The organism is Janthinobacterium sp. EB271-G4-7A, assembly GCF_020858075.1.
Classification (GTDB): Bacteria; Pseudomonadota; Gammaproteobacteria; order Burkholderiales; family Burkholderiaceae_D; genus Janthinobacterium; species Janthinobacterium lividum.
Map to the genome: position 1 here is coordinate 2,555,138 of NZ_JACYMI010000001.1, position 19,788 is coordinate 2,574,925.

General features: G+C 64.5%; 14 protein-coding genes. 13 read left to right on the plus strand and 1 reads right to left on the minus strand.

Going from position 1 to position 19,788, the window contains the following annotated elements; genetic code table 11:
• Positions 1 to 112: 112 nt before the first annotated feature.
• The 13 genes from ppc (at position 113) to IGS58_RS11575 (ending at position 17,862) form a co-directional block, all read left to right on the plus strand.
• Positions 113 to 2,866 (plus strand): phosphoenolpyruvate carboxylase, encoded by a 2,754-nt coding sequence (ppc, locus tag IGS58_RS11515; protein WP_230521433.1) that lies wholly within the window; start codon positions 113 to 115, stop codon positions 2,864 to 2,866.
• Positions 2,867 to 3,031: 165 nt separating this feature from the next.
• The gene (gap, locus tag IGS58_RS11520; protein ID WP_230521434.1) at positions 3,032 to 4,042 is read left to right on the plus strand and encodes a type I glyceraldehyde-3-phosphate dehydrogenase; all 1,011 of its coding nucleotides are present in this window, start codon (positions 3,032 to 3,034) and stop codon (positions 4,040 to 4,042) included.
• A 91-nt stretch (positions 4,043 to 4,133) separates the two neighbouring features.
• Complete coding sequence (gene pyk, locus IGS58_RS11525) at positions 4,134 to 5,594, plus strand: pyruvate kinase (protein WP_080698726.1); 1,461 nt, start codon at positions 4,134 to 4,136, stop codon at positions 5,592 to 5,594.
• 93 nt (positions 5,595 to 5,687) lie between these two features.
• Positions 5,688 to 5,945 carry a hypothetical protein gene (locus tag IGS58_RS11530; RefSeq protein ID WP_230521435.1) on the plus strand — a complete coding sequence of 86 codons (258 nt, stop codon included), beginning with the start codon at positions 5,688 to 5,690 and terminating at the stop codon, positions 5,943 to 5,945.
• Positions 5,946 to 6,034: 89 nt separating this feature from the next.
• Complete coding sequence (locus tag IGS58_RS11535) at positions 6,035 to 6,517, plus strand: DUF3617 family protein (RefSeq protein ID WP_230521436.1); 483 nt, start codon at positions 6,035 to 6,037, stop codon at positions 6,515 to 6,517.
• 135 nt (positions 6,518 to 6,652) lie between these two features.
• The gene (locus IGS58_RS11540; protein WP_034788871.1) at positions 6,653 to 7,159 is read left to right on the plus strand and encodes a sigma-70 family RNA polymerase sigma factor; all 507 of its coding nucleotides are present in this window, start codon (positions 6,653 to 6,655) and stop codon (positions 7,157 to 7,159) included.
• Positions 7,156 to 8,133 (plus strand): FecR domain-containing protein, encoded by a 978-nt coding sequence (locus IGS58_RS11545; protein WP_230521437.1) that lies wholly within the window; start codon positions 7,156 to 7,158, stop codon positions 8,131 to 8,133. Before IGS58_RS11540 ends, IGS58_RS11545 begins: the two co-directional genes overlap by 4 nt.
• Positions 8,134 to 8,351: 218 nt before the next feature.
• Positions 8,352 to 10,811, plus strand: coding sequence for a TonB-dependent siderophore receptor (locus tag IGS58_RS11550; protein WP_230521438.1), 2,460 nt, complete (start codon positions 8,352 to 8,354; stop codon positions 10,809 to 10,811).
• A gap of 75 nt (positions 10,812 to 10,886) precedes the next feature.
• Positions 10,887 to 11,255, plus strand: a complete 369-nt coding sequence (locus IGS58_RS11555) for a hypothetical protein (RefSeq protein WP_230521439.1) — start codon at positions 10,887 to 10,889, stop codon at positions 11,253 to 11,255.
• Entirely contained in the window at positions 11,252 to 11,908 is a 657-nt protein-coding gene (locus IGS58_RS11560; protein ID WP_230521440.1) for a hypothetical protein, read from the plus strand. The genes IGS58_RS11555 and IGS58_RS11560 overlap by 4 nt, the downstream gene beginning before the upstream one ends.
• Before the next feature lie 360 nt (positions 11,909 to 12,268).
• On the plus strand, positions 12,269 to 15,976 hold the full coding sequence (locus IGS58_RS11565) for a PAS domain S-box protein (RefSeq protein WP_230521441.1): 3,708 nt from the start codon (positions 12,269 to 12,271) through the stop codon (positions 15,974 to 15,976).
• Positions 15,977 to 15,989: 13 nt separating this feature from the next.
• Complete coding sequence (locus IGS58_RS11570; RefSeq protein ID WP_230521442.1) at positions 15,990 to 16,985, plus strand: response regulator; 996 nt, start codon at positions 15,990 to 15,992, stop codon at positions 16,983 to 16,985.
• A gap of 61 nt (positions 16,986 to 17,046) precedes the next feature.
• Positions 17,047 to 17,862, plus strand: coding sequence for an aminoglycoside phosphotransferase family protein (locus IGS58_RS11575; RefSeq protein ID WP_115057512.1), 816 nt, complete (start codon positions 17,047 to 17,049; stop codon positions 17,860 to 17,862).
• A 51-nt stretch (positions 17,863 to 17,913) separates the two neighbouring features.
• Here the strand turns inward: IGS58_RS11575 and IGS58_RS11580 are convergent, their stop codons facing one another.
• Positions 17,914 to 19,788 carry an esterase/lipase family protein gene (locus tag IGS58_RS11580; protein ID WP_230521443.1) on the minus strand — a complete coding sequence of 625 codons (1,875 nt, stop codon included), beginning with the start codon at positions 19,786 to 19,788 and terminating at the stop codon, positions 17,914 to 17,916.

Sequence of the window (19,788 nt, forward strand, 5' to 3'; positions counted from 1 at the left end):
AAGCAATAAGGTAAATTTACTACAAATTGGACGATGGGCGTTTCCCGGGCCGGGAAGCGCGTACTACGCAATCTGTGCGGTGCCGCCGTGGCCGCCCCAGGAAATGAATACCATGCAAATGAATGAAGTGAAAGACGAGCTGCTGAGCAGCGATATCCGCCAGCTGGGCCGTCTGCTGGGCGACGCCATCCGCAACCACCTGGGCGACCCCGCCTTCGAACGCATCGAACATGTGCGCCAGCTGGCCATCCGTTTCCGCCGCGACAATGATGAAGCGGCACGCGCGCAGCTGTCGGACGCGCTGCAAGCGCTGTCGCAGGAAGAAACCACGCAGTTGACGCGCGCTTTCAGCTATTTCTCGCTGCTGGCCAATATTGCAGAAGACCAACATCACATCCGCCGCACGCGCGCCCATCTGATCGCCGGCTCGCCGCCGCGCCAGGGTAGCCTCAGCCATGCCGTCGGCAACGTGTTTGACGCCGGCAAGGCCGATGCGCTGGCATCGTTTTTTGAAGATGCGTTTGTCAGCCCCGTCTTCACGGCGCATCCGACGGAAGTGCAGCGCAAGAGTATCCAGAATTGCCAGATGGCCATCGCTCGCCTGTTGAGCGAGCGCGACCGCGTGCAAATGACGCCGGAAGAGGCCGAGCAAAACGAAGAAGCGCTGGGCCGCGGCATCGTCACCCTGTGGCAGACGCGTCTGCTGCGCACCAGCAAGCTGTCCGTCATGGATGAAGTGGCCAATGGCCTGTCGTTCTACGACCATACGATCCTGCGTGAACTGCCGAAATTGTATTCCTCGCTGGAAACCATGCTGGCCCAGCGCGATGCCCGCTGGGAAGATGCGGAATTACCCAATTTCATGAAAGTCGGCAGCTGGATCGGCGGCGACCGCGACGGCAACCCGTTTGTCACGGCCGACATCCTGCGCAGTACCCTGCAAACGCAGGCTGACAAGGTACTCGATTTTTACCTCGGTGAATTGCGCAAGCTCGCTTCGCAACTGTCGCTGGCGCAAATACTGAACGCGTGCAGCGAACCGCTGCGCGCGCTGGCCGAGCGCTCGGCTGATGCGTCGCCGCACCGGGTCGACGAACCGTATCGCCGCGCCCTGCACGGCATCCATGCACGCCTGGACGCCACGCGCGTGGTGCTATCTGGCAAGGGCAAGCAGGCAGACGGCGTGCAGCCCTACGCTGCCGCTGTTGAACTGCTGGCTGACCTGGACGTGGTCCAGCATTCGCTGGTCAGCAATGGTTTGCGTGCGCTGGCGCGCGGCCGGCTGCGCCAGCTGCGCCGCGCCGTCAAGGTGTTCGGCTTTTCGCTGGCGCCGCTCGACTTGCGCCAGAATTCCGACGTGCACGAGCGCGTCGTGGGCGAACTGTTCGCGGGTGCCCAGCCGGGCCTCGTCTACCTGGACCTCGATGAAGAGCAGCGCATCAGCTTGCTGCTGGCCGAGCTGGAGTCGCCACGCCTGCTGACGTCGCCGTATGCGCACTACTCGGAAGAAACGACGTCCGAACTCGACATCTTCCGCGCCGTGCGCGAGGCCCATGTCAAATATGGCAAGGAATCGGTACCGAACTGCATCATCTCGAAGGCGGCCAGCGTCTCGGACCTGCTGGAAGTGGCCTTGCTGCTCAAGGAAGTAGGCTTGCTGCGCCAGGATAGCCGCGAAGTCGATGTCAACATCATTCCCCTGTTCGAAACCATCGACGACTTGCGCGCGGGCCCCGCCATCATGGCGCGCGCCTTCGGCTTGCCGTTCTACCGCGGCTTGCTCGCGTCGCGCGCCGACCAGCAGGAAGTCATGCTTGGTTACTCGGACAGCAACAAGGACGGTGGCTTTTTGACCTCCGGCTGGGAACTCTACAAGGCCGAGATCGAGCTGGTGACGGTGTTCAAGCAATACCAGATCAAGCTGCGATTGTTCCACGGCCGCGGCGGTTCCGTCGGCCGTGGCGGCGGACCCAGCTACGAAGCCATCCTGGCCCAGCCGGCCGGCGCCGTGCAGGGACAGATCCGTTTGACGGAGCAAGGCGAAGTCATCACGGCCAAGTATGCGAACCCGGAAGTAGGGCGCCGCAACCTGGAAGTGCTGGTGGCGGCCACCATCCAGTCGACCCTGCTGCCGCAGGCGCAGCTGCAACCGAAGGCCTCGGCTGGCGCGGGCCATCTGGCCGCGATGGAAGAACTTTCGGGAACGGCCCTGAACGCCTACCGCGACCTCGTCTACGGCACGGATGGCTTTGAACAGTATTTCTGGGAATCGACGGTGATCGCGGAGATTGCCGCCCTGAATATCGGCAGCCGTCCCGCCTCGCGCAAGAAATCCACGTCCATCGAGGATTTGCGCGCCATTCCCTGGGTCCTGAGCTGGGCGCAATGCCGTTTGATGCTGCCGGGCTGGTTCGGTTTTGGTTCCGCCGTGCAAGCCTACCTGGCTGCCCATCCTGCTGATGGCGCGGACGTGCTGCGCGGCATGTACACGGACTGGCCATTCTTCACGTCCTTGCTGTCGAACATGGATATGGTCCTGGCCAAGAGCGATATCGCCATCGCCGGCAAGTATGCGGAACTGGTCAAGGACAAGGCCTTGCGCGACGCCATTTTCATGCGCATCCGCGCCGAATATGCGGCCACCCTCGACGCCCTGAAGCTGATCACGGGCCAGGAAGAGTTGCAGCAAGCCAATCCGCTGATGCAGCGCTCCATACGCAACCGCTTCCCGTATATCGATCCGCTCAACCACGTGCAGGTGGAGCTGTTGAAACGTTTCCGCGAAGGCAAGCAGGATGCGGCGGCGCGCACGGGCATTCATCTGTCGATCAACGGCATTGCGGCGGGGTTGCGCAACAGCGGTTAGATGGCACCGAACCAAACCTACTGCGCGTCGTGATTTGCGGCCTGCGATGCTCACTGTGCTCAAGCACAGTTCCGCTTCTCAGCCACAACTCCCTTCCGCTCGCTACGGTTTTGTTCGGCGCTGTACGTATCAGGTGAATCATTTAAATAATATCAAGGAGACAGCATGACCATCAAAGTTGCCATCAATGGCTATGGCCGCATCGGCCGCAACGTCTTGCGCGCATTTTATGAAGGCGGCAAGCAGCAGGATATCGAAATCGTCGCCATCAATGACCTGGGCGACGCCAAGTCGAATGCGCATTTGACGCGCTACGATACGGTACACGGCAAGTTTCCCGGCGTTGTCACCATCGATGGCGAGAACATGCTCGTCAATGGCGACCGCATCCGCGTCTTCGCGCAGCGCGACCCGGCCCTGATACCGTGGGGCGAACTCGGCGTCGATGTGGTGCTCGAATGCACGGGTTTCTTCACGACCAAGGAAAAAGCCTCGGCCCACCTGAAGGGCGGGGCGAAAAAGGTCATCATTTCCGCGCCGGGCGGCAAGGACGTGGACGCCACCATCGTGTTCGGCGTCAACCAGCATGTGCTGAAAGCGACAGACACGGTCATTTCCAACGCTTCGTGCACGACGAATTGCCTGGCGCCATTAGTCAAACCGCTCAACGACGCCATTGGCATCGAATCGGGCCTGATGACCACCGTGCACGCCTACACGAACGACCAGGTATTGAGCGACGTGATGCATGAAGACTTGCGTCGCGCCCGTTCGGCCACGCATTCGATGATCCCCACCAAGACGGGCGCGGCGGCCGCTGTCGGCCTGGTCTTGCCGGAACTGAATGGCAAGCTCGATGGCTTTGCCGTGCGCGTGCCGACGATTAACGTCTCGCTGGTCGACCTGTCCTTCATTGCCAAGCGCGACACGAGCGTCGAGGAAGTCAATGCCTTGCTGAAAACGGCGTCGGAAGGCGCCCTGAAAGGCATCTTGACGTACCAGACGGAACCGCTCGTATCCATCGATTTCAACCATAACCCCGCTTCGTCGAACTTCGATTCGACCCTGACCAAGGTCTCGGGCCGCCTCGTGAAAGTGTCGTCGTGGTATGACAACGAGTGGGGCTTCTCGAACCGCATGCTCGACACGACGGTCGCCCTGATGGCGGCCAAGTAAGAACGCAGTACCGCTGATCCAGCGCACCAGGACGGCCGGCCCACAAGGCCGGCCCTTGTAGCAGCACGAACTTTATAGAAAGCAGCACACCATGACCATGCAAGTACAGCAACGCGCCACCAAGATCGTTTCCACCATCGGCCCCGCTTCCAACGATATCGATACCCTGGTCCGCATGTTCAAGGCCGGCGTCGACGTCGTGCGCCTGAACTTTTCGCATGGCAAGGCGCAAGACCATATCGACCGCGCCCGCATGGTGCGCGAAGCGGCAGCCCTGTGCGGCCGCGAAGTGGCCATCATGGCTGACTTGCAAGGCCCGAAGATTCGCGTTGGCAAGTTTGAAGAAGGCAAGATTTTCCTGGAAAACGGCGCCAAGTTCATCCTCGACGCGAAATGGGGTGAAAACGGCGAACTGGGCAACATCGAGCGCTGCGGCCTCGACTACAAGGAATTGCCGCGCGATTTGCGCACGGCCGACGTGCTGTTGCTGAATGACGGTCTCATCGTGCTGACGGTGGATAAGGTCGTCGGCAGCGAAATCCACACTACCGTCAAGATCGGCGGCGAATTGTCGAACAACAAGGGCATCAACCGCCAGGGCGGGGGCCTGTCCGCTCCGGCCCTGACGGCGAAAGACATGGAAGACGTGAAAACGGCGATGAGCTTCCAGGCCGATTACGTGGCTGTGTCCTTCCCGAAAAACGCCACCGACATGGTCATGGCGCGCCAGCTGGCCAATATCGCCGGCGAAGCGTGGGACCACAAGCCGATGATGATCGCCAAGATTGAGCGCGCAGAAGCCATTCCTGCGCTGCAAGAAATTCTCGACGCGTCCGACGGCATCATGGTGGCCCGTGGCGACCTGGCCGTGGAAGTGGGCAACGCGGCCGTACCGGCCTTGCAAAAGCGCATGATCAAGATGGCGCGCGCCTCGAACAAGCTGGCCATCACGGCCACGCAGATGATGGAATCGATGATCGTCAACGCCGTGCCGACCCGCGCGGAAGTGTCGGACGTGGCGAATGCCGTACTGGACGGCACGGATGCCGTCATGACGTCGGCGGAAACGGCCTCGGGCCGTTATCCGATCGAAACGGTGGAAGCGATGGCCGCCATCTGCCTGGACGCGGAGAAATGGGACACCTGCAAGCTGGACGCCGATTTCCTCAACGCCACGTTCTCGCGCATCGACCAGTCGATCGCTTATGGCGCGCTGTTTACGGCCCATCACCTTCGCGTGAAGGCGATTGCCACCCTGACGGAATCGGGCTCCACAGCCCTGTGGATGAGCCGTTGCAATATCGACATCCCGATCGTGGCCCTGACCCCGAGCGTGGGCACGCGCCGCAAGCTGGCCCTGTACCGCAACGTCAGCACCCTGGAACTGACGTCCGGCACGGACCGCGACAAGGTCTTGCAGCAGGCGGAAGACTTGCTGGTGGAGCATAAGGTCGTGGCCAAGGGCGACACCGTCGTGCTGACCTGGGGCGAGCCGATGGGCAAGGTCGGCGGCACGAACGCGCTGAAAATCATGAAGATCGGCCAGCACTGACCGTGTATTATTGACCACATCGCTGGCCGGCCGCCGCCCGCCGCCTTAAGAATGGCTGAAAGAGGGGCGCTTGGCCGTCCACCGCAATGGCAGATGCCCAATCAGCCATTGCCGTGGCCACATTTCCGTGTCAGCATGGTTTTCCTGCCTTCCAAGGCGCATCCGGAGTTCATGATGACTGCATACTTGCCTGCCTTGATCTGGTCTTTGTCGGCCTTTGCCTGCATGTTCATTGCCAAGCGCCGCCAGATCAGGACAACGGCCGTCCGGGCCGTCCTGGTGACCTTTTTGGGGCCGTTTGCCATCCCCTTCGTGCTGGCCGCAAAGCCCGGGGAAACCTATCCGGCGTAAATCCACGCGGCCGTCATGCACGGCTAAGCGTGTGGCCTGCGGGCATTTCTCTTTGCTATATTCAAGTTTTTAGCCGAAAGAGCATGCCCATGAAGCGCCGCGCGACCTTGTTTCTGATGACCATCCTTCCCCTGTGCGCGGCCACGTTCGCCTCGGCGGGCGAGCCGGTGCAGCGCTTGCAGCGCGCCACGGGGCTGTGGAAGGTGACGCCCGCCACCTCGCCATTTTCCTGGGAAATCTGCGTTGACCAGCCGCGCGACCGCCTGATCGACGACGATCTGTGGTCCGGTTTCGAGCAGGAATGCAAGATCGAGTCGCAAAGCCGCCAGGGCGACAGTTATCAATTCGAGGCTGGCTGCCCGGACGCCAGGCTGGCTGGTGCCTTCAAGGGTGACCTGGCCAAGGCATATACCCTGAGCGCCGACACCACCGTGCAAGTCAATGGCAAGAACGAAGTGCAGCACACGGAACTGGCAGCCGTGTTCCAGGGCGCTTGTCCTGCAGGGCTGGCGCCGGGCGCGAAGAAAATGCGCGGCGGCATGGTGATGAAGAGCCTGTACATCAAGCGCTAGAGGATTGCGGCCGCGTTGAAACAACAGTTTCCACGGATAGGCAGGCGCCGGCATTGACGGCGGAGGCAATGATTTGTGATAATGAGAATTATTATCAATTGGCCGCGCCTTGCCTTGTGCGCATCGGAGTCCCTAGTGAACATTGCGCAGTCCAGCGAGTCGATAGCCGGCATCTACAGCAGCCACCACGGCTGGCTGATGCGCTGGCTGCGCGCCAAGCTGCAGTGCGCTGATCATGCGGCCGACCTGGCGCAGGATACCTTCGTGCGCCTGCTGACGGCGCCGCCTGAGGGCCGGCAAACCTTGCACGAGCCGCGCGCCTACCTGACGACCGTGGCGCAGCGCCTGCTGATCGACCATTACCGGCGCCTGTCGCTGGAACAAGCCTGGCTGGAAACCCTGGCGCAGCAGCCCGATCTGCTGATGCAGTCGCCGGAAGAGCGTTTGCTGGTGCGCGAAGCCCTGCAGCGCATCGATGCCATGCTCGACGGCTTGCCGCCGCCGGTGCGCAGCGCCTTCCTGCTGGCGCATGTCGATGGTCTCGCGTATGGGGAAATCGCGCGGCGCCTGGCCGTGAGCGAGCGCAGCATCAAGCGCTACATGGTGCAGGCGTTTGAGCGCTGCATCCTGCTGATCCTGTGAGCGCCAGCACGGCTGCCATCGATCCCCGCGCCGCGCGGGCGGCGGCGCAATGGCTGGTGCGCCTGCACGGGGGCGCCTTGACTCCAGGCGAGCAGCAAGCGTTCCAGGCCTGGCGCGCCAGCGATCCCGCGCACGAAGCGGCCTGGCAGCGTGCCGAACTCGTGTGCAGCACCCTGGCCAGCGTGCCGCCCGCGCTGCGCCAGACGGCGGACGCGGCGCCGCAATCGCCGCACCGGCGTGCCGTGCTCTACGGCCTGGCCGGGCTGATCGCGGCCGGGCCGGCGCTGTGGCTGGCCAGCCAGTCGGCGCCGTGGCAGGCGTGGCGCGCCGCCATCCGCACGGCGAGGGGGGAAATCCGCCACATGACCTTACCTGACGGCACGCGACTGGCGCTTAACACGGACACGGCCATCGATGTGCATTTTGACGGCGCGGCGCGGCTGCTCGTGCTGCATGCAGGGGAAATCCATGTCGGCACGGCGCACGACGGGGCCGTGCCGGCGCGCCCCTTCCTCGTGCGCAGCAGCAATGGCGCCGTGCGCGCGCTGGGCACGCATTTCAGCGTGCGCCACGCTGGCAGCGTGCTGGCGCCGCGCACCGAGGTGAGCGTCAGCGAAGGCGCCGTCGAGATACAGCCAAGGGACGCTCCCGACGCCTTGCGCAGGATCGATGCGGGCCGGCAGGGCAGTTTCGACGACCGTGCCGTTTCTGCCTTGACGCCGCTGGCGCCGCGCGCTGCCGGCTGGCTGCAGGGCGTGCTGATCGCCGAGCGCATGCCGCTGGGCGAGGTGCTCGAACAGGTGGCGCGCTACCGCTATGGCGTGCTGCGCTGCGATCCCGCGCTGGCGGCCATGCCCGTGGACGGCATCTTCCAGTTGAACGACCCGGACAACATCCTGCTCTTGCTGCAGCGTTCCTTGCCGATCCGGCTGGCGCGCCGCACGCGCTACTGGATCAGTGTCGAGGCGGCTTGAGATTGTCGGCTTACGCGTGGCCTTGCCACACTAAGCCCACCTACGGCTGTCGGGTATGGTAAGTCGGCTTAGCCCGCAGGGCGTAAGCCGACATGCCCCAATTTACTTTTTGCCTGTCCCTTTTTCCGGATTGCTTCGTCATACAAGGTAGAGAACGAACAATCCGAACCATCGAAAGGGTCCACATGGCTTTGCAGCACCGCATTACCGCAGCACGAATGACGCTCCATCCCACCACCGGCGCCGTGCGCGCCGCGCTGGTCCTGCTCCTCGCCGTGGGCGCCGGTGGCACCGGTTTGCCGCAAGCGGCGCTGGCCGCCGAGTCCGGCCCGGCCGCCAGCGTGCGCGACTACAGCATTCCCGCCGGCAGCCTGCGCAGCGCGCTGGCATCGTTTGCCATCGCCGCCGGCGTCAACCTGTCCACCCAGGGCGTGGCGCTCGACGGCCTGGTGACGCCAGGCTTGCAAGGGCGCCATGGCATTTCTGCCGGCCTGCAGAAACTGCTGCAAGGCAGCGGCCTCGAAGTGACGGACGGTGGCAATGGCAATTACCTCTTGCGTAAAATCAATACCAGCACGGCCGATGGCGGCCTGGCCAGCATGCCCGCCGTGGTCGTCAGCGCCGAGGCGGACCGCGCCACGGAAGGCACGGGCTTATATACGGCGCGCAATATGTCGACGGCCACGGGCCTGAACCTGTCGCAGCGCCACACGCCGCAAACGGTCAGCGTCATTTCGCGCCAGCAAATGGAAGATTTCGATCTGACCACCTTGCAGGACGTGGCGCGCGCCACGCCCGGCCTGTATGGCAAGACGCAGGGCGTGTCCGACCAGGAAACCACGTATTTCGCCCGGGGCTTTGCCTTGAGCCACGTCAATGTCGATGGCTTGCCGCTCGATGTCACGGGTTTTAATGAGCGCAACGTTTCCGCCGACATGCTGATGTACGACCGGGTGGAAGTGGTGCGCGGCGCCACCGGCCTGATGGAAGGGGCGGGCGCACCGTCGGGCAGCATCAACATGGTGCGCAAGCGTCCCACGGCCACGCCCTTGCTGAACGCCTCGGCCCACCTGGGCAGCTGGAAGGACCGGCAATTGACGGTGGACGCCAGCAATGCCCTGAACGCTTCGGGCAGCGTGCGGGGGCGTGTCGCGGCCAGCTGGCGCGACAGCGACAGTTTTGTTGACGTCGTCAACAATACCAACGGCACCGTGTATGCGATCGTCGAGGTGGATCTGACGCCGTCGACCACGGCCGGCATCGGGTTTTCGCGCCAGCACAGCCGCACCGACGGCGTGTTCGTCGGCTTGCCGACCTTGCCCGATGGCCGTCACATGGACTTGCCCCGCTCGACCTTCCTGAATAATGCCGATTCCTTCCAGAAGCGCGACAACAACGTCGTTTTCGCCGACCTGGAAACGAAGCTGGACAAGGGCTGGCGCAGCCGCTTCGCCATCACGCGCATCGATGCCTCGTCGAGCACGCGCAACACCACCAACAGCCGCGTCGATGGCGAAACGTATCTGCTGGAACAGTCGGAAACGGGCTGGAAGTACAACACGGAACAAGTGGTGGCCGACTGGCGCTTGAGCGGCCCCGTCACCTGGTTCGGCCGCCGGCATGACCTGATCGTGGGCGCCAGCTACCGCCATGACGATTCGGACGCGGGCCAGAGCTGGGAAGGCGCCGGGAAGCGCGTGATCGATATCCGCCACTGGAATCCGCGCGCCTACCGCATGAACGGCGCGCCGTTCGAGCCATATAACTGGGGCCGCAAGACGGACGAGAAGGGCCTGTATGCGGCCGGTAACTTCAGCCTGGCCGATCCGCTGCGCCTGGTGCTGGGCGGGCGCTTCGGCTGGTATGCGCAGGATGTCACGGGCTGGTATGCCACCAATCCGGCCTGGCGCCGCAGCCTGACGGAAAACGCGAAATTCACGCCGTACGCGGGCCTCGTCTACGACCTGGACCAGCACCATTCCGTGTATGCGAGCGCCACGCAGATCTTCCAGCCGCAAAGCGAGCTCGATGTGCGCGGCAATACCTTGCCGCCACTGAGCGGCACCAACCTGGAAGCGGGCGTCAAGGGAGAATATTTTGGCGGCAGGCTCAATGCCAGCGGCGCCTTGTTCCGCATCAGGCAAAACAACCGCGCCATGGCCGACGAGGTCAATTGCCCCACGGGCGGCGCCATCTATTGCGCCCGCGCGGCCGGGCAGGTGCAGAGCGAAGGCATCGACTTGCAATTGTCGGGCTCGCCATTGCCGGGCTGGCAGATCGCGGGTGGCTACACCTATGTACTGGCCAAGTACACCAAGGACAGCGTAGCGGCCAACATCGGCCAGCGCATCGCCACGGATGAGCCGAAGCAATTGTTCAAGCTGTACACGAATGTGCAGCTGAGCGGCAGCCTGGCGAAATGGAACCTGGGCGCCTCCGTCTACGCGCAGGACAAGATCTACCGCCGCGAAACGGGCTTCGATACGCGGCAGGGCGCTTACGCCATCGTCGGGCTGACGGCCGGCTACCGGATCAGTGAGCAGCTGCAGCTGCGCGTGAATGTCGACAACGTGCTCGACCGCCGCTACTACCAGGGACTCGGCTATTCATGGTCGGGCGGGCTGGAACGCTACGGCGCGCCGCGCAGCGTGCTGCTGTCCTTGAACTACAAGATGTAGCCGTTGCGCCAGCAGAGCGCGTCCCGGGCGGGCGCCTCTGCTACACTGCCGCCGTCCCCATTTTTGACTGTTCCCATGTCCGCCACACCTGTCCTCACGCCCCTGAAAAGCGCTTTCCAGCAATCGCGCGCCGAGAATAATATCGAGCTGATCCTGCCCGAACTGCTGACCGCGCAATTACACGTCGTCATCGGCGGACAAAGCGAACAGATCGACCTGTTCCTCGTGCCATCGCCCAATCCCGAGCGCCAGTGCGTGACGGTGGCGGAAGACCTGGCCTTCCTGGCTGGCATCAACTTTCCCAAGATTCCCGTGACGGGCGCGCAGCTGATCGCCTCGATTCCGCCCGAGATCGAGATCGTCCTCCTGCATGGCGATGGCGCCAATTACCTGACGCGCGAGCAACTGGCGTGGTTCCGCGGCATGCTGGCACCCAACGCTTGAGCGGGGAGCTGAGACCCACGCTGAAGCCGGCGCGCGCCGAATGGATCCGTTTTTCGCCGGCCGACGATGCAAGCTCGCATGCGGCGATGATGGCCAATCTGCGTCCCGTGCTGTGGCGCAGCGTGCTGCTGGGCGGCTGCGCGCTGATCCTTGCCTTTGTCCTGCAAGCCGTCTGGCGCGACGTGCCGTACGCGGGTGAGGCAGTGTTGTTCTGTCCGCTGGCGCTGGCCGCCTGGATCGCGGGCCTGGTGCTGTTTCCGGGACGCGCTTTGCTCTTTCATGTGGAACTCGACGACACTGGCCTGCTGCTGCGGCGCCATGCGCGGCGCCTGCCCGGCTGGGATAAAAGCGTGCAGCTGGACTTGTCGCAGCTGCAGCGGCTGGACGTGGTCACGTATGGGGGCGCATTGCAGGTCTATCGGACCCCGGCACCGCTGGCGCGCGTGGAGCTGCTGCTCTACACGACTCTCGCGGACTATCCGCTGATCCGCGTGGTGGGCCTGAACTTGCCCGTGCCGCAGCGCTGGACGCTGTGCCAGATCAAGGAGGAACTGAGCCGCCGCTGTAGACTGGCCGGTATCCCTGTCAGCGAGACGGCTGGACCGATCAGCCAGGAATCCGCGGCCATTCGCGCGCGCTGGCCGCAGGCGTAGGCGCAGACGGGCCAGTGTCGCATCGCCGCCGCAATAACTATCATTTTTGATAACTGTATTGCTGAAGTCCTATGAATATGTTCGCAAAGCAACTATACTCATGGCTCTTTAAAAAATCATCGTCACGCTGGCGGCCAGCCATCCGCGCCAGAGTTCGTACGCATTCCGCTTTTTCACTCTGTAAAAAGCACCTTTCCCCCGCGCGGCAGGCGCGGGCGTGATGACCGAGCCTTGCCCTGGTCGACTGCTACCGTTGTCATTTCCGCTGTGTTGCCGCTTTAGTAAAAAGCGTGGCGCCGGCGCGCGGTGCGCCGTCATGTTTTGCGACGTCACGTTTCACTCTATTTAGTTCACGACAGTATGCTGAGTTCCATCTTTGCCGTATCGACCGATACCATGCAGTACATCTATGGCACGCACAATGCGTGGCTGGTGCTGTTTTCCATCGGCATCGCCATCTTTGCCTCGTTCATGGCCTTGCAGATCGCCGGCATGGCGCGCAGCAGCGAGCGCGGCTTCCAGCGCCAGACGGCCATCATCACGGGCGCCATCGCGCTCGGCGGCGGTATCTGGTCGATGCACTTCATCGGCATGCTGGCCTTCGATATCTGCACGCGCGTCTCCTTCGACCCCAGCCTGACCTTGCTGTCGATGCTGCCCGGCGTGGCCGCTTCATGGGTGGCGCTGCACCTGCTGGCGCGTCCGAGCATCAACTGGCGCCAGCTGGTGGTGGGGGGCGTGCTCGTCGGCGTGGGCATCGGTTCCATGCATTACAGCGGCATGGCCGCCATGCAGACTTCGCTGACCCTGCACTACGAGCCGTGGCTGTTCGCCCTGTCGCTGGTGGTGGCTGTCGTCATGGCCATGCTGGCGCTGTGGATACGCTTTGGCCTGAGCGCCATGCGTTTGCGCCTCACTCCGCTGGCGTCGTTGCTGGTCAGCAGTGTTGTCATGGGGCTAGCCATTTCCGGCATGCATTACACGGGCATGCTGGCGGCGCGCTTTTCCGGCACGCCCACGGCGGGCGAGAACACGATTACGGTACAGGCCTCGTTCGTGGCCCTGGCCGTGGCCCTGATCACCGTCACCCTGACCGTCTTCGTGGCCGCCGCGAACGGCTTGCTGCGCTACCGCCAGCTGCTGCGCCACGCCAGCGCCAGCGAATCGCGCCTGCGCGCCATTGTCGATACGGCGGCCGACGGCCTGATCACCATCGATGGCCAGGGCAAGGTGCGCTCCTTCAATCCCGCCGCGGAAAGCCTGTTCGGCTGGCGCGAAGCGGAGATCGTGGGGCGCGACGCCAGCGTGCTATTGCAGCCGTCCGACGCGGCCGAGTACGAGGGCTATCTGCGCGACTACCTGGAAACGGGCGCCTCGCGCATCCTCGACAGCGGACGCGAACTCGATGGCTGCCACAAGGATGGCGCCGTGCTACCCATGCGCGTGGCGATCGGCAAGATCGACACGCCGGGCCAGCCCCTGTTCGTGGCGTTTGTCACGGACATGCGCTCGTCGCGCAGCATGGAGCAGGCGCTGAAGGACAGCGAGCGCCAGTACCGTACCCTGATCCGCAACATCCCCGGCGTGTCCTTCCACTGCAGCTTCGCGCCTGAATGGAAGATGATCTTCATCAGCGATGCCGTTTTCAACCTGACAGGCTGGATGCCGCAGGACTTCGCGGAAGGGCGCGTCAGGCTGTTCGACCTCGTGCACCTGGACGACCGCCAGCGCGTCAACGACACCTGCGTGCAGGCGGCCGGAGAAAAGCGCGACTTCGAGAACGTCTACCGCATGATCCACCGCGACGGGCGCGAGCGCTGGGTGCGCGAAAGCAGCGGCCCCGTGCTCGATAATGACGGCGTGGTGCGCTGGATCGATGGCGTCATCCTCGACATCACGGAAAGCGAATTGCGCAACGCCGAATACGAAGGCAAGGTGACGGCCATCTCGCGCGCGACTGCCGTCGCGGAGTTCGACCTGCAGGGACGCATCCTGGCGGCCAACGAGAACTTCCTCGACCTGGTCGGCTACCAGCTCGACGATGTGCTGGGCCTGCACCACAGCATCTTCTGCGAACCGGGTTATGTGACCTCGCCAGACTACATCGCATTCTGGCGGCAGCTGGCCAGTGGCCAGTTCAATACGGGCGAGTACAAGCGCATCGGCAAGGATGGCAAGGAAGTGTGGATACAGGCTTCGTACAATCCGATCTTCAATACGGATGGCAAGCCGTTCAAGGTGGTCAAGCTGGCCACCGACGTCAGCGAGCGGCGCGCCATGCAGGAAAACCTGCGCGCGGCAAAAGACCGCGCCGAGCTGGCCGCCGAATCGAAGACCAGCTTCCTGGCCAACATGAGCCATGAAATCCGCACGCCGATGAACGCCATCATCGGCTTTACGGAAGTGCTGCTGGGGACCGCCCTGGACAGCCTGCAGCGCCGCCATCTGGGCACGGTGCGCCAGTCCGCCCGTTCCCTGCTCGAGCTGCTCAACGACATCCTCGACATGGCCAAGCTGGAAAAAGGCGCCACCGAACTGGAACTGGTGGACTTTTCGCTGCCCGACCTGGTCGACCATGTGGCCGCGTCGCTGCGCATCACGGCGCATGCGCGCGATCTGGTGCTGCATGTCGATGTCGATCCGGGCATGGGCCAGTTCTTCCTGGGCGACGCGCGCCGGGTGCAGCAGGTGCTGACGAATCTGATCGGCAACGCCGTCAAGTTCACGGAAGTGGGCCATGTGCGCGTGGCCGTCGGCATGCAGGGCGAGCAGGTGCATATCGCCGTGCACGACACGGGCATCGGCATCCCCGCCGACCGCCTGGACAAGATATTCGCCCCCTTTACGCAAGCCGATTCCTCGATGAGCCGCCGCTTTGGCGGCACGGGCCTGGGCACGACGATTTCGCTGCAGCTGGTCGAGCTGATGGGGGGCACCATCACCGTGGAAAGCACCCTGGGCGTGGGCAGCGTGTTCCACGTGCTGCTGCCGCTGGCGCCGGGCAAGGCCGTGGCGCGCCGCAGCGAGCAGCCCGTGGTGGCCTTGCCGCCGCTGCGCATCCTGGCGGCCGACGACGTGCCGCAGAACGTGGAGCTGCTCCTGATCAGCCTGGGCGCGGCCGGCCACCAGGTGATCGCCGCCAGCGATGGCGAGAGCGCCGTGCGCGAGTTCAGCAAGGGCAGCTTCGACATCGTCCTGATGGATGTGCAGATGCCGCGCATGGATGGCCTGGAAGCGACGCGCCTGATCCGCGTGCACGAGCGCGAGCAGGGCTTGAAAGCGACGCCCATCATCGCCCTGACGGCCAGCGTGCTGGAACAGGACCGGCGCGCCGCGCAGACGGCCGGCATGAACGGCTTTGCTTCTAAGCCGCTGGAAATGCACAAGCTGACGGCGGAAATCGCCCGCCTGCTCGATATCGCCGTGGCCATGCCGCCGCCGGCGGCCGGCGCGACGGCGCGTGCCGCCGCCGGCCAGGTGGACTGGCAGCGCGGCATCGCCCTGTGGGGCGGTCGCGAAGCCTTGCAACGGGCCATTGGCCGCTTCGTGCAGGCCAATGGCGACTGCGCCGCCATGCTGGCGGCGGAGCTGGAACGCGGCGGCAGCAGCGTGGCGGGCCACCTGCTGCACCGTATCAAGGGCGCGGCGGGCAACCTGTGCCTGGTGCAGGTCGAAAGCCTGCTGGGACGCATCGAGCAAGCCATCGCGCGCCAGTTGCCGGTGACCGAATTGCTGGTGCAGCTGGCGGCCGCCTTCATGGCGCTGGCCGGCGAGCTGGAAGAGGTGGATATGCCGGCCGTCGCCATGGAAGCGCCGGCCGCCAGCGCGCCCCTCGATGCAGCCGCCGCTGGCGCCTTGCTGCGGCAAGCCATCGCCAGCCTGGAAGGCGGGCAGCTGGACGACGCCTTGATGGCGCAGATTGCCGCCATGCTGGCGCCGCACGGCCAGCAGCCGCGCCTGCAGGCGCTGGCCAGCGCCATCGACGACTTTGAATTTGCGCGCGCCGCGGGCGTGCTGCGCCAGCTGCTGGCATGGCTGGAAGCACCAGCGCCTGCCGACCTTTCCTGACCTTGGGCTAACGATGACCTTACACGAAGACAAACCGATCCTGCTGCTGGTTGACGATGAAGCGACGAATCTGCAGGTGCTGCGCCAGATTTTGCAGGACGACTACCGCCTGCTGTATGCCAAGGATGGCGAGAAGGCGCTGGAACTGGCGCAACACAATCCCGTCGAACTGATCCTGCTCGACATCATGATGCCCGCCATGACGGGCTATGAAGTGTGCCGGCAGCTCAAGGCCATGCCGGCCACCGCGTCCATTCCCGTCATTTTCGTCACCGCCCTGTGCGACGTGAAGGACGAGGCGGATGGCTTTGACGCGGGCGCCGTCGACTACATCACGAAACCCGTCAGCCCGCCCATCGTGCGCGCCCGCGTGCGCACGCATCTGTCGCTGGTCGACGCCGAAGAGTTGCGCCGCTCGCGCCTGCAGGTGATCCAGACCCTGGGCCAGGCGGCCGAATACAAGGATAACGAGACGGGCATGCACGTCATCCGCATGAGCTATTACGCGCGCCAGCTGGCGCTGGCGGCCGGCTACAGCGCGGCCAGGGCGGAAGACCTGCTCAACGCGGCGCCCATGCACGACGTGGGCAAGATCGGCATCCCCGACGCCATCCTGCAAAAGCCGGGCAAGCTCGATGCGGACGAATGGAACGTCATGCGCCGCCACGCGGAAATCGGCGCCGCGATCATCGGCGAGCACGCGGGCGGCCTGTTGAAAATGGCGCGCACCATCGCCCTGACGCACCACGAGAAATGGGACGGCAGCGGCTATCCGCAAGGCTTGCAAGGCGAGGAAATCCCCCACGAAGGCCGCATCGTCGCCATCGCCGACGTCTTCGACGCCCTCACCAGCGAACGCCCGTACAAGCGCGCCTGGACGGTCGACGAAGCCATCGCCACCATGCAGCGCGACAGCGGCACGCACTTCGACCCGGGCTTGCTGGCGCTGTTCATCGAACAGCTGCCGGCCATGCTGGAAATCAAGGACCAGTGGCGCGAGCCGGCGTGAACGGGCTACCCGCCGGCCTGTCTCTTATAGTAGCGTCCTGACCTTCATCCCAGGATTGCCCATGGATTACCGGAACCGCATTGCCGACCATCTCCGGCAATGGTCATTGCAAGCCGATGGCATGCCCGTGCACACGCATGGCGCATGCCTGTTGCCGGTGCTGCACGGTGGCCAGCCGGCCATGCTGAAGCTGTCGACCGGCGACGATGAGCGGCGCGCTGGCGCCGTGCTGCGCTGGTGGGATGGCGACGGCGCCGTGCGCGTGCTGGCCACCTCCACGGAGGAGGATGTCCTGCTGCTTGAGCGGGCGATGGGTTCCCGTTCGCTGGCCGCGCTGGCGCGCGCGGGGGAGGCGGGCGATGCGGCCGCCACCGGTATCCTGTGCGCCGTGGCGGCACGCCTGCATGCGCCGCGGCCATCCGCTCCACTTTTGCCTCCCTTGTCCGGCTGCTTTGCCGCGCTGGCCGCTGCCTCGGCTTACGGCGGCGTGTTATCAGAATGCCATGCCGTGGCACAGGATTTGCTGGCGGCGCCGCAGGACAGCGTGGTGCTGCATGGCGATCTGCATCACGCGAACGTGCTCGATGGCGGTGCGCGCGGCTGGCTGGCCATCGATCCGAAAGGCTATGTGGGCGAGCGGGGTTTTGATTTCGCCAATATCCTGTGCAACCCGGATGCCGCGCTGGCCACTTTTCCGCGCCGGCTGGAGCGGCAGGTGGCGCTGATCGCCGATGCGGCACGCCTCGATCCGGCGCGGCTGCTGGCGTGGGGCGCCGCGTGGGCGGGTCTGTCGGCGGCATGGCATCTGGAAGACGGCACGCCGCCGGAGACGGCGCTGGCCGTGGCCGCCGCCGCGCTGGCGGCCTTGCGGGCGTGATGGCGCCTAAGAACCTATCCCAGCAGAAGACGCTCACTACTGGGATAGGCTCTAAGGCAGGCTGTCGGGCATGCGCAAGATGCGCCGTATCTCCAGGATCGCCTGCGGGCTTTCCTGCACGCTGTGCCAGGACGGGATGACTTTTTCCGACAGGGCGCCATCGAGGTGGGCGCTGGCGTAGGGGACCACGCCGTCGCTCGATTCGGCCAATGGCAGGTCCGGCGTGTCGTTGCCCATGATGGAGTAGTAGCGCACTTTCGGGCTGATGGGCAGGTCTGCCACCAGGCGCACGAACGGGTCCTTGTCGCTGAGGTTATCGATGCTGTTGGGGATGCGCAGCGGTTCGCTGCTGCCCGTGTCGAGCTGCGCCAGGCTGCCGGCCGCGTCGGACAACTGGTCGAGCATGTTGATGGGCAGTGTGATCAGGTTGGCGATCCAGCGCGCCACCTTGTGGTTGGCGAACGAGGTGCCGCGGTGCGGCGCAGCGATGAAGATGGCGCGGTTCACCTGCGGCATGGCCGTGAAATTCAGGTAGGGCGCCAGGCCGGCGCGCACTTTTTCCGCCTTCTTGCCCTTCAAATTGTATTCTTCCGTTATGGCGTCGAGCAGGGTATTGCTGGCATCGGAGACCATCAGGCGCGCCAGCACGCCGCCCATGCTGTGGCCGATCAAGACCATGTCGTTCGCGGCATCGGCCCTGGCCGAAGGGTCGAACTGTGCCAGCGTCGCGTTCAGCGCCTGGCGGATGGCGGCGTTGTTGGCCGCCAGCGGCGCATTGCTCGGGTAGTACACTTGCCAGATCTGATAGCGGCGGCGCAGCTGTTCGTCGCCCATCAGCTCATTCGCCACGTTGATCCACGCTTCCGGACTGCTGGCCAGGCCGTGCAGCATGACGATGGTGCGCTTGTTCGGGTCGTAGGGCTGCATCAGGTGCACCTGCGGGCGCGAAATGCCGTCGGCACGGCCGAACAGGGTGCGCAGCGCCTGCACGCCGAAGCCGGAGCGGGCCAGCCACAAACCATAGCCGGCCGTGAAATTGGCTGCCACGGGCAGTTCCTGTCCCGCCATGCGCGTCGATTCGCTGCGCGTCGGGTCGACCAGCATCACCAGCAGCTGTTGCGTGGCCAGGACTTCCTGCAGGCTGTTGCCGTCGAAGCGGATCAGCGCCGTAACGACGGGGAAACGGGTTTCCTGATAAGGGACATACTCGCCTTTCGACGCCCGGGGCTTGGGCATGACGGCCACCAGGTCGGCGCCGAAGCCGTCGCGCCGGTACACATTGCGCAGGCCGGAAAACGACAGCGAGGTGGCCGGCAGCAGTTCATCGGGCAGGGTGCCGTCTTCGGGCAGGCGCAGGGCTGACAATTCGCTGTCGATTTCCCAGCCGGCGACGCGGATCACATGGCCGTCGGGGCGGTATTCGCCGCGGTGGCGGAACAGGTTACCGACGGCCTTTTGCACGGCATAATTATAATAGTCGCGGATTTGCGTCTGGCGCTCCTCGAAGGCGCGCTGGCCCGGCGTGCGCGTCGTGTAGAACAGGTAGGCATACGCATAGCGGGCCGATTCGAGCCAGGCGGCCAGCCGCTCGGCACTCGGGTGGCCGCCCTGTTTTTCTTCCGCCAGGGCGCTTTCCAGCCACAATTCGGACAGGGTGGCCAGGCGCTGCTCGTCGCTGAGCAGCTCGGAGCGGGCCAGATCGGCGCGGCAGCTGCCCGTATTGGCTTCGCAGGCGGTGATGTCGCTGCCGATGATGCGCAGCACTTCGCTGGCCGAAGCACTGAGTTTGCCCGTGGTGAGGATGTCGCCGCGCCGCTGCTGCAGGTAGTCGGCCGGCGAGATCGCGCTGACGGTGACGGCGGCGCAGCCGCTCAGCAGCGCTGCGGCGCACAGGAGGGCGCATACGCGCAGACGTCGCATCAGCAT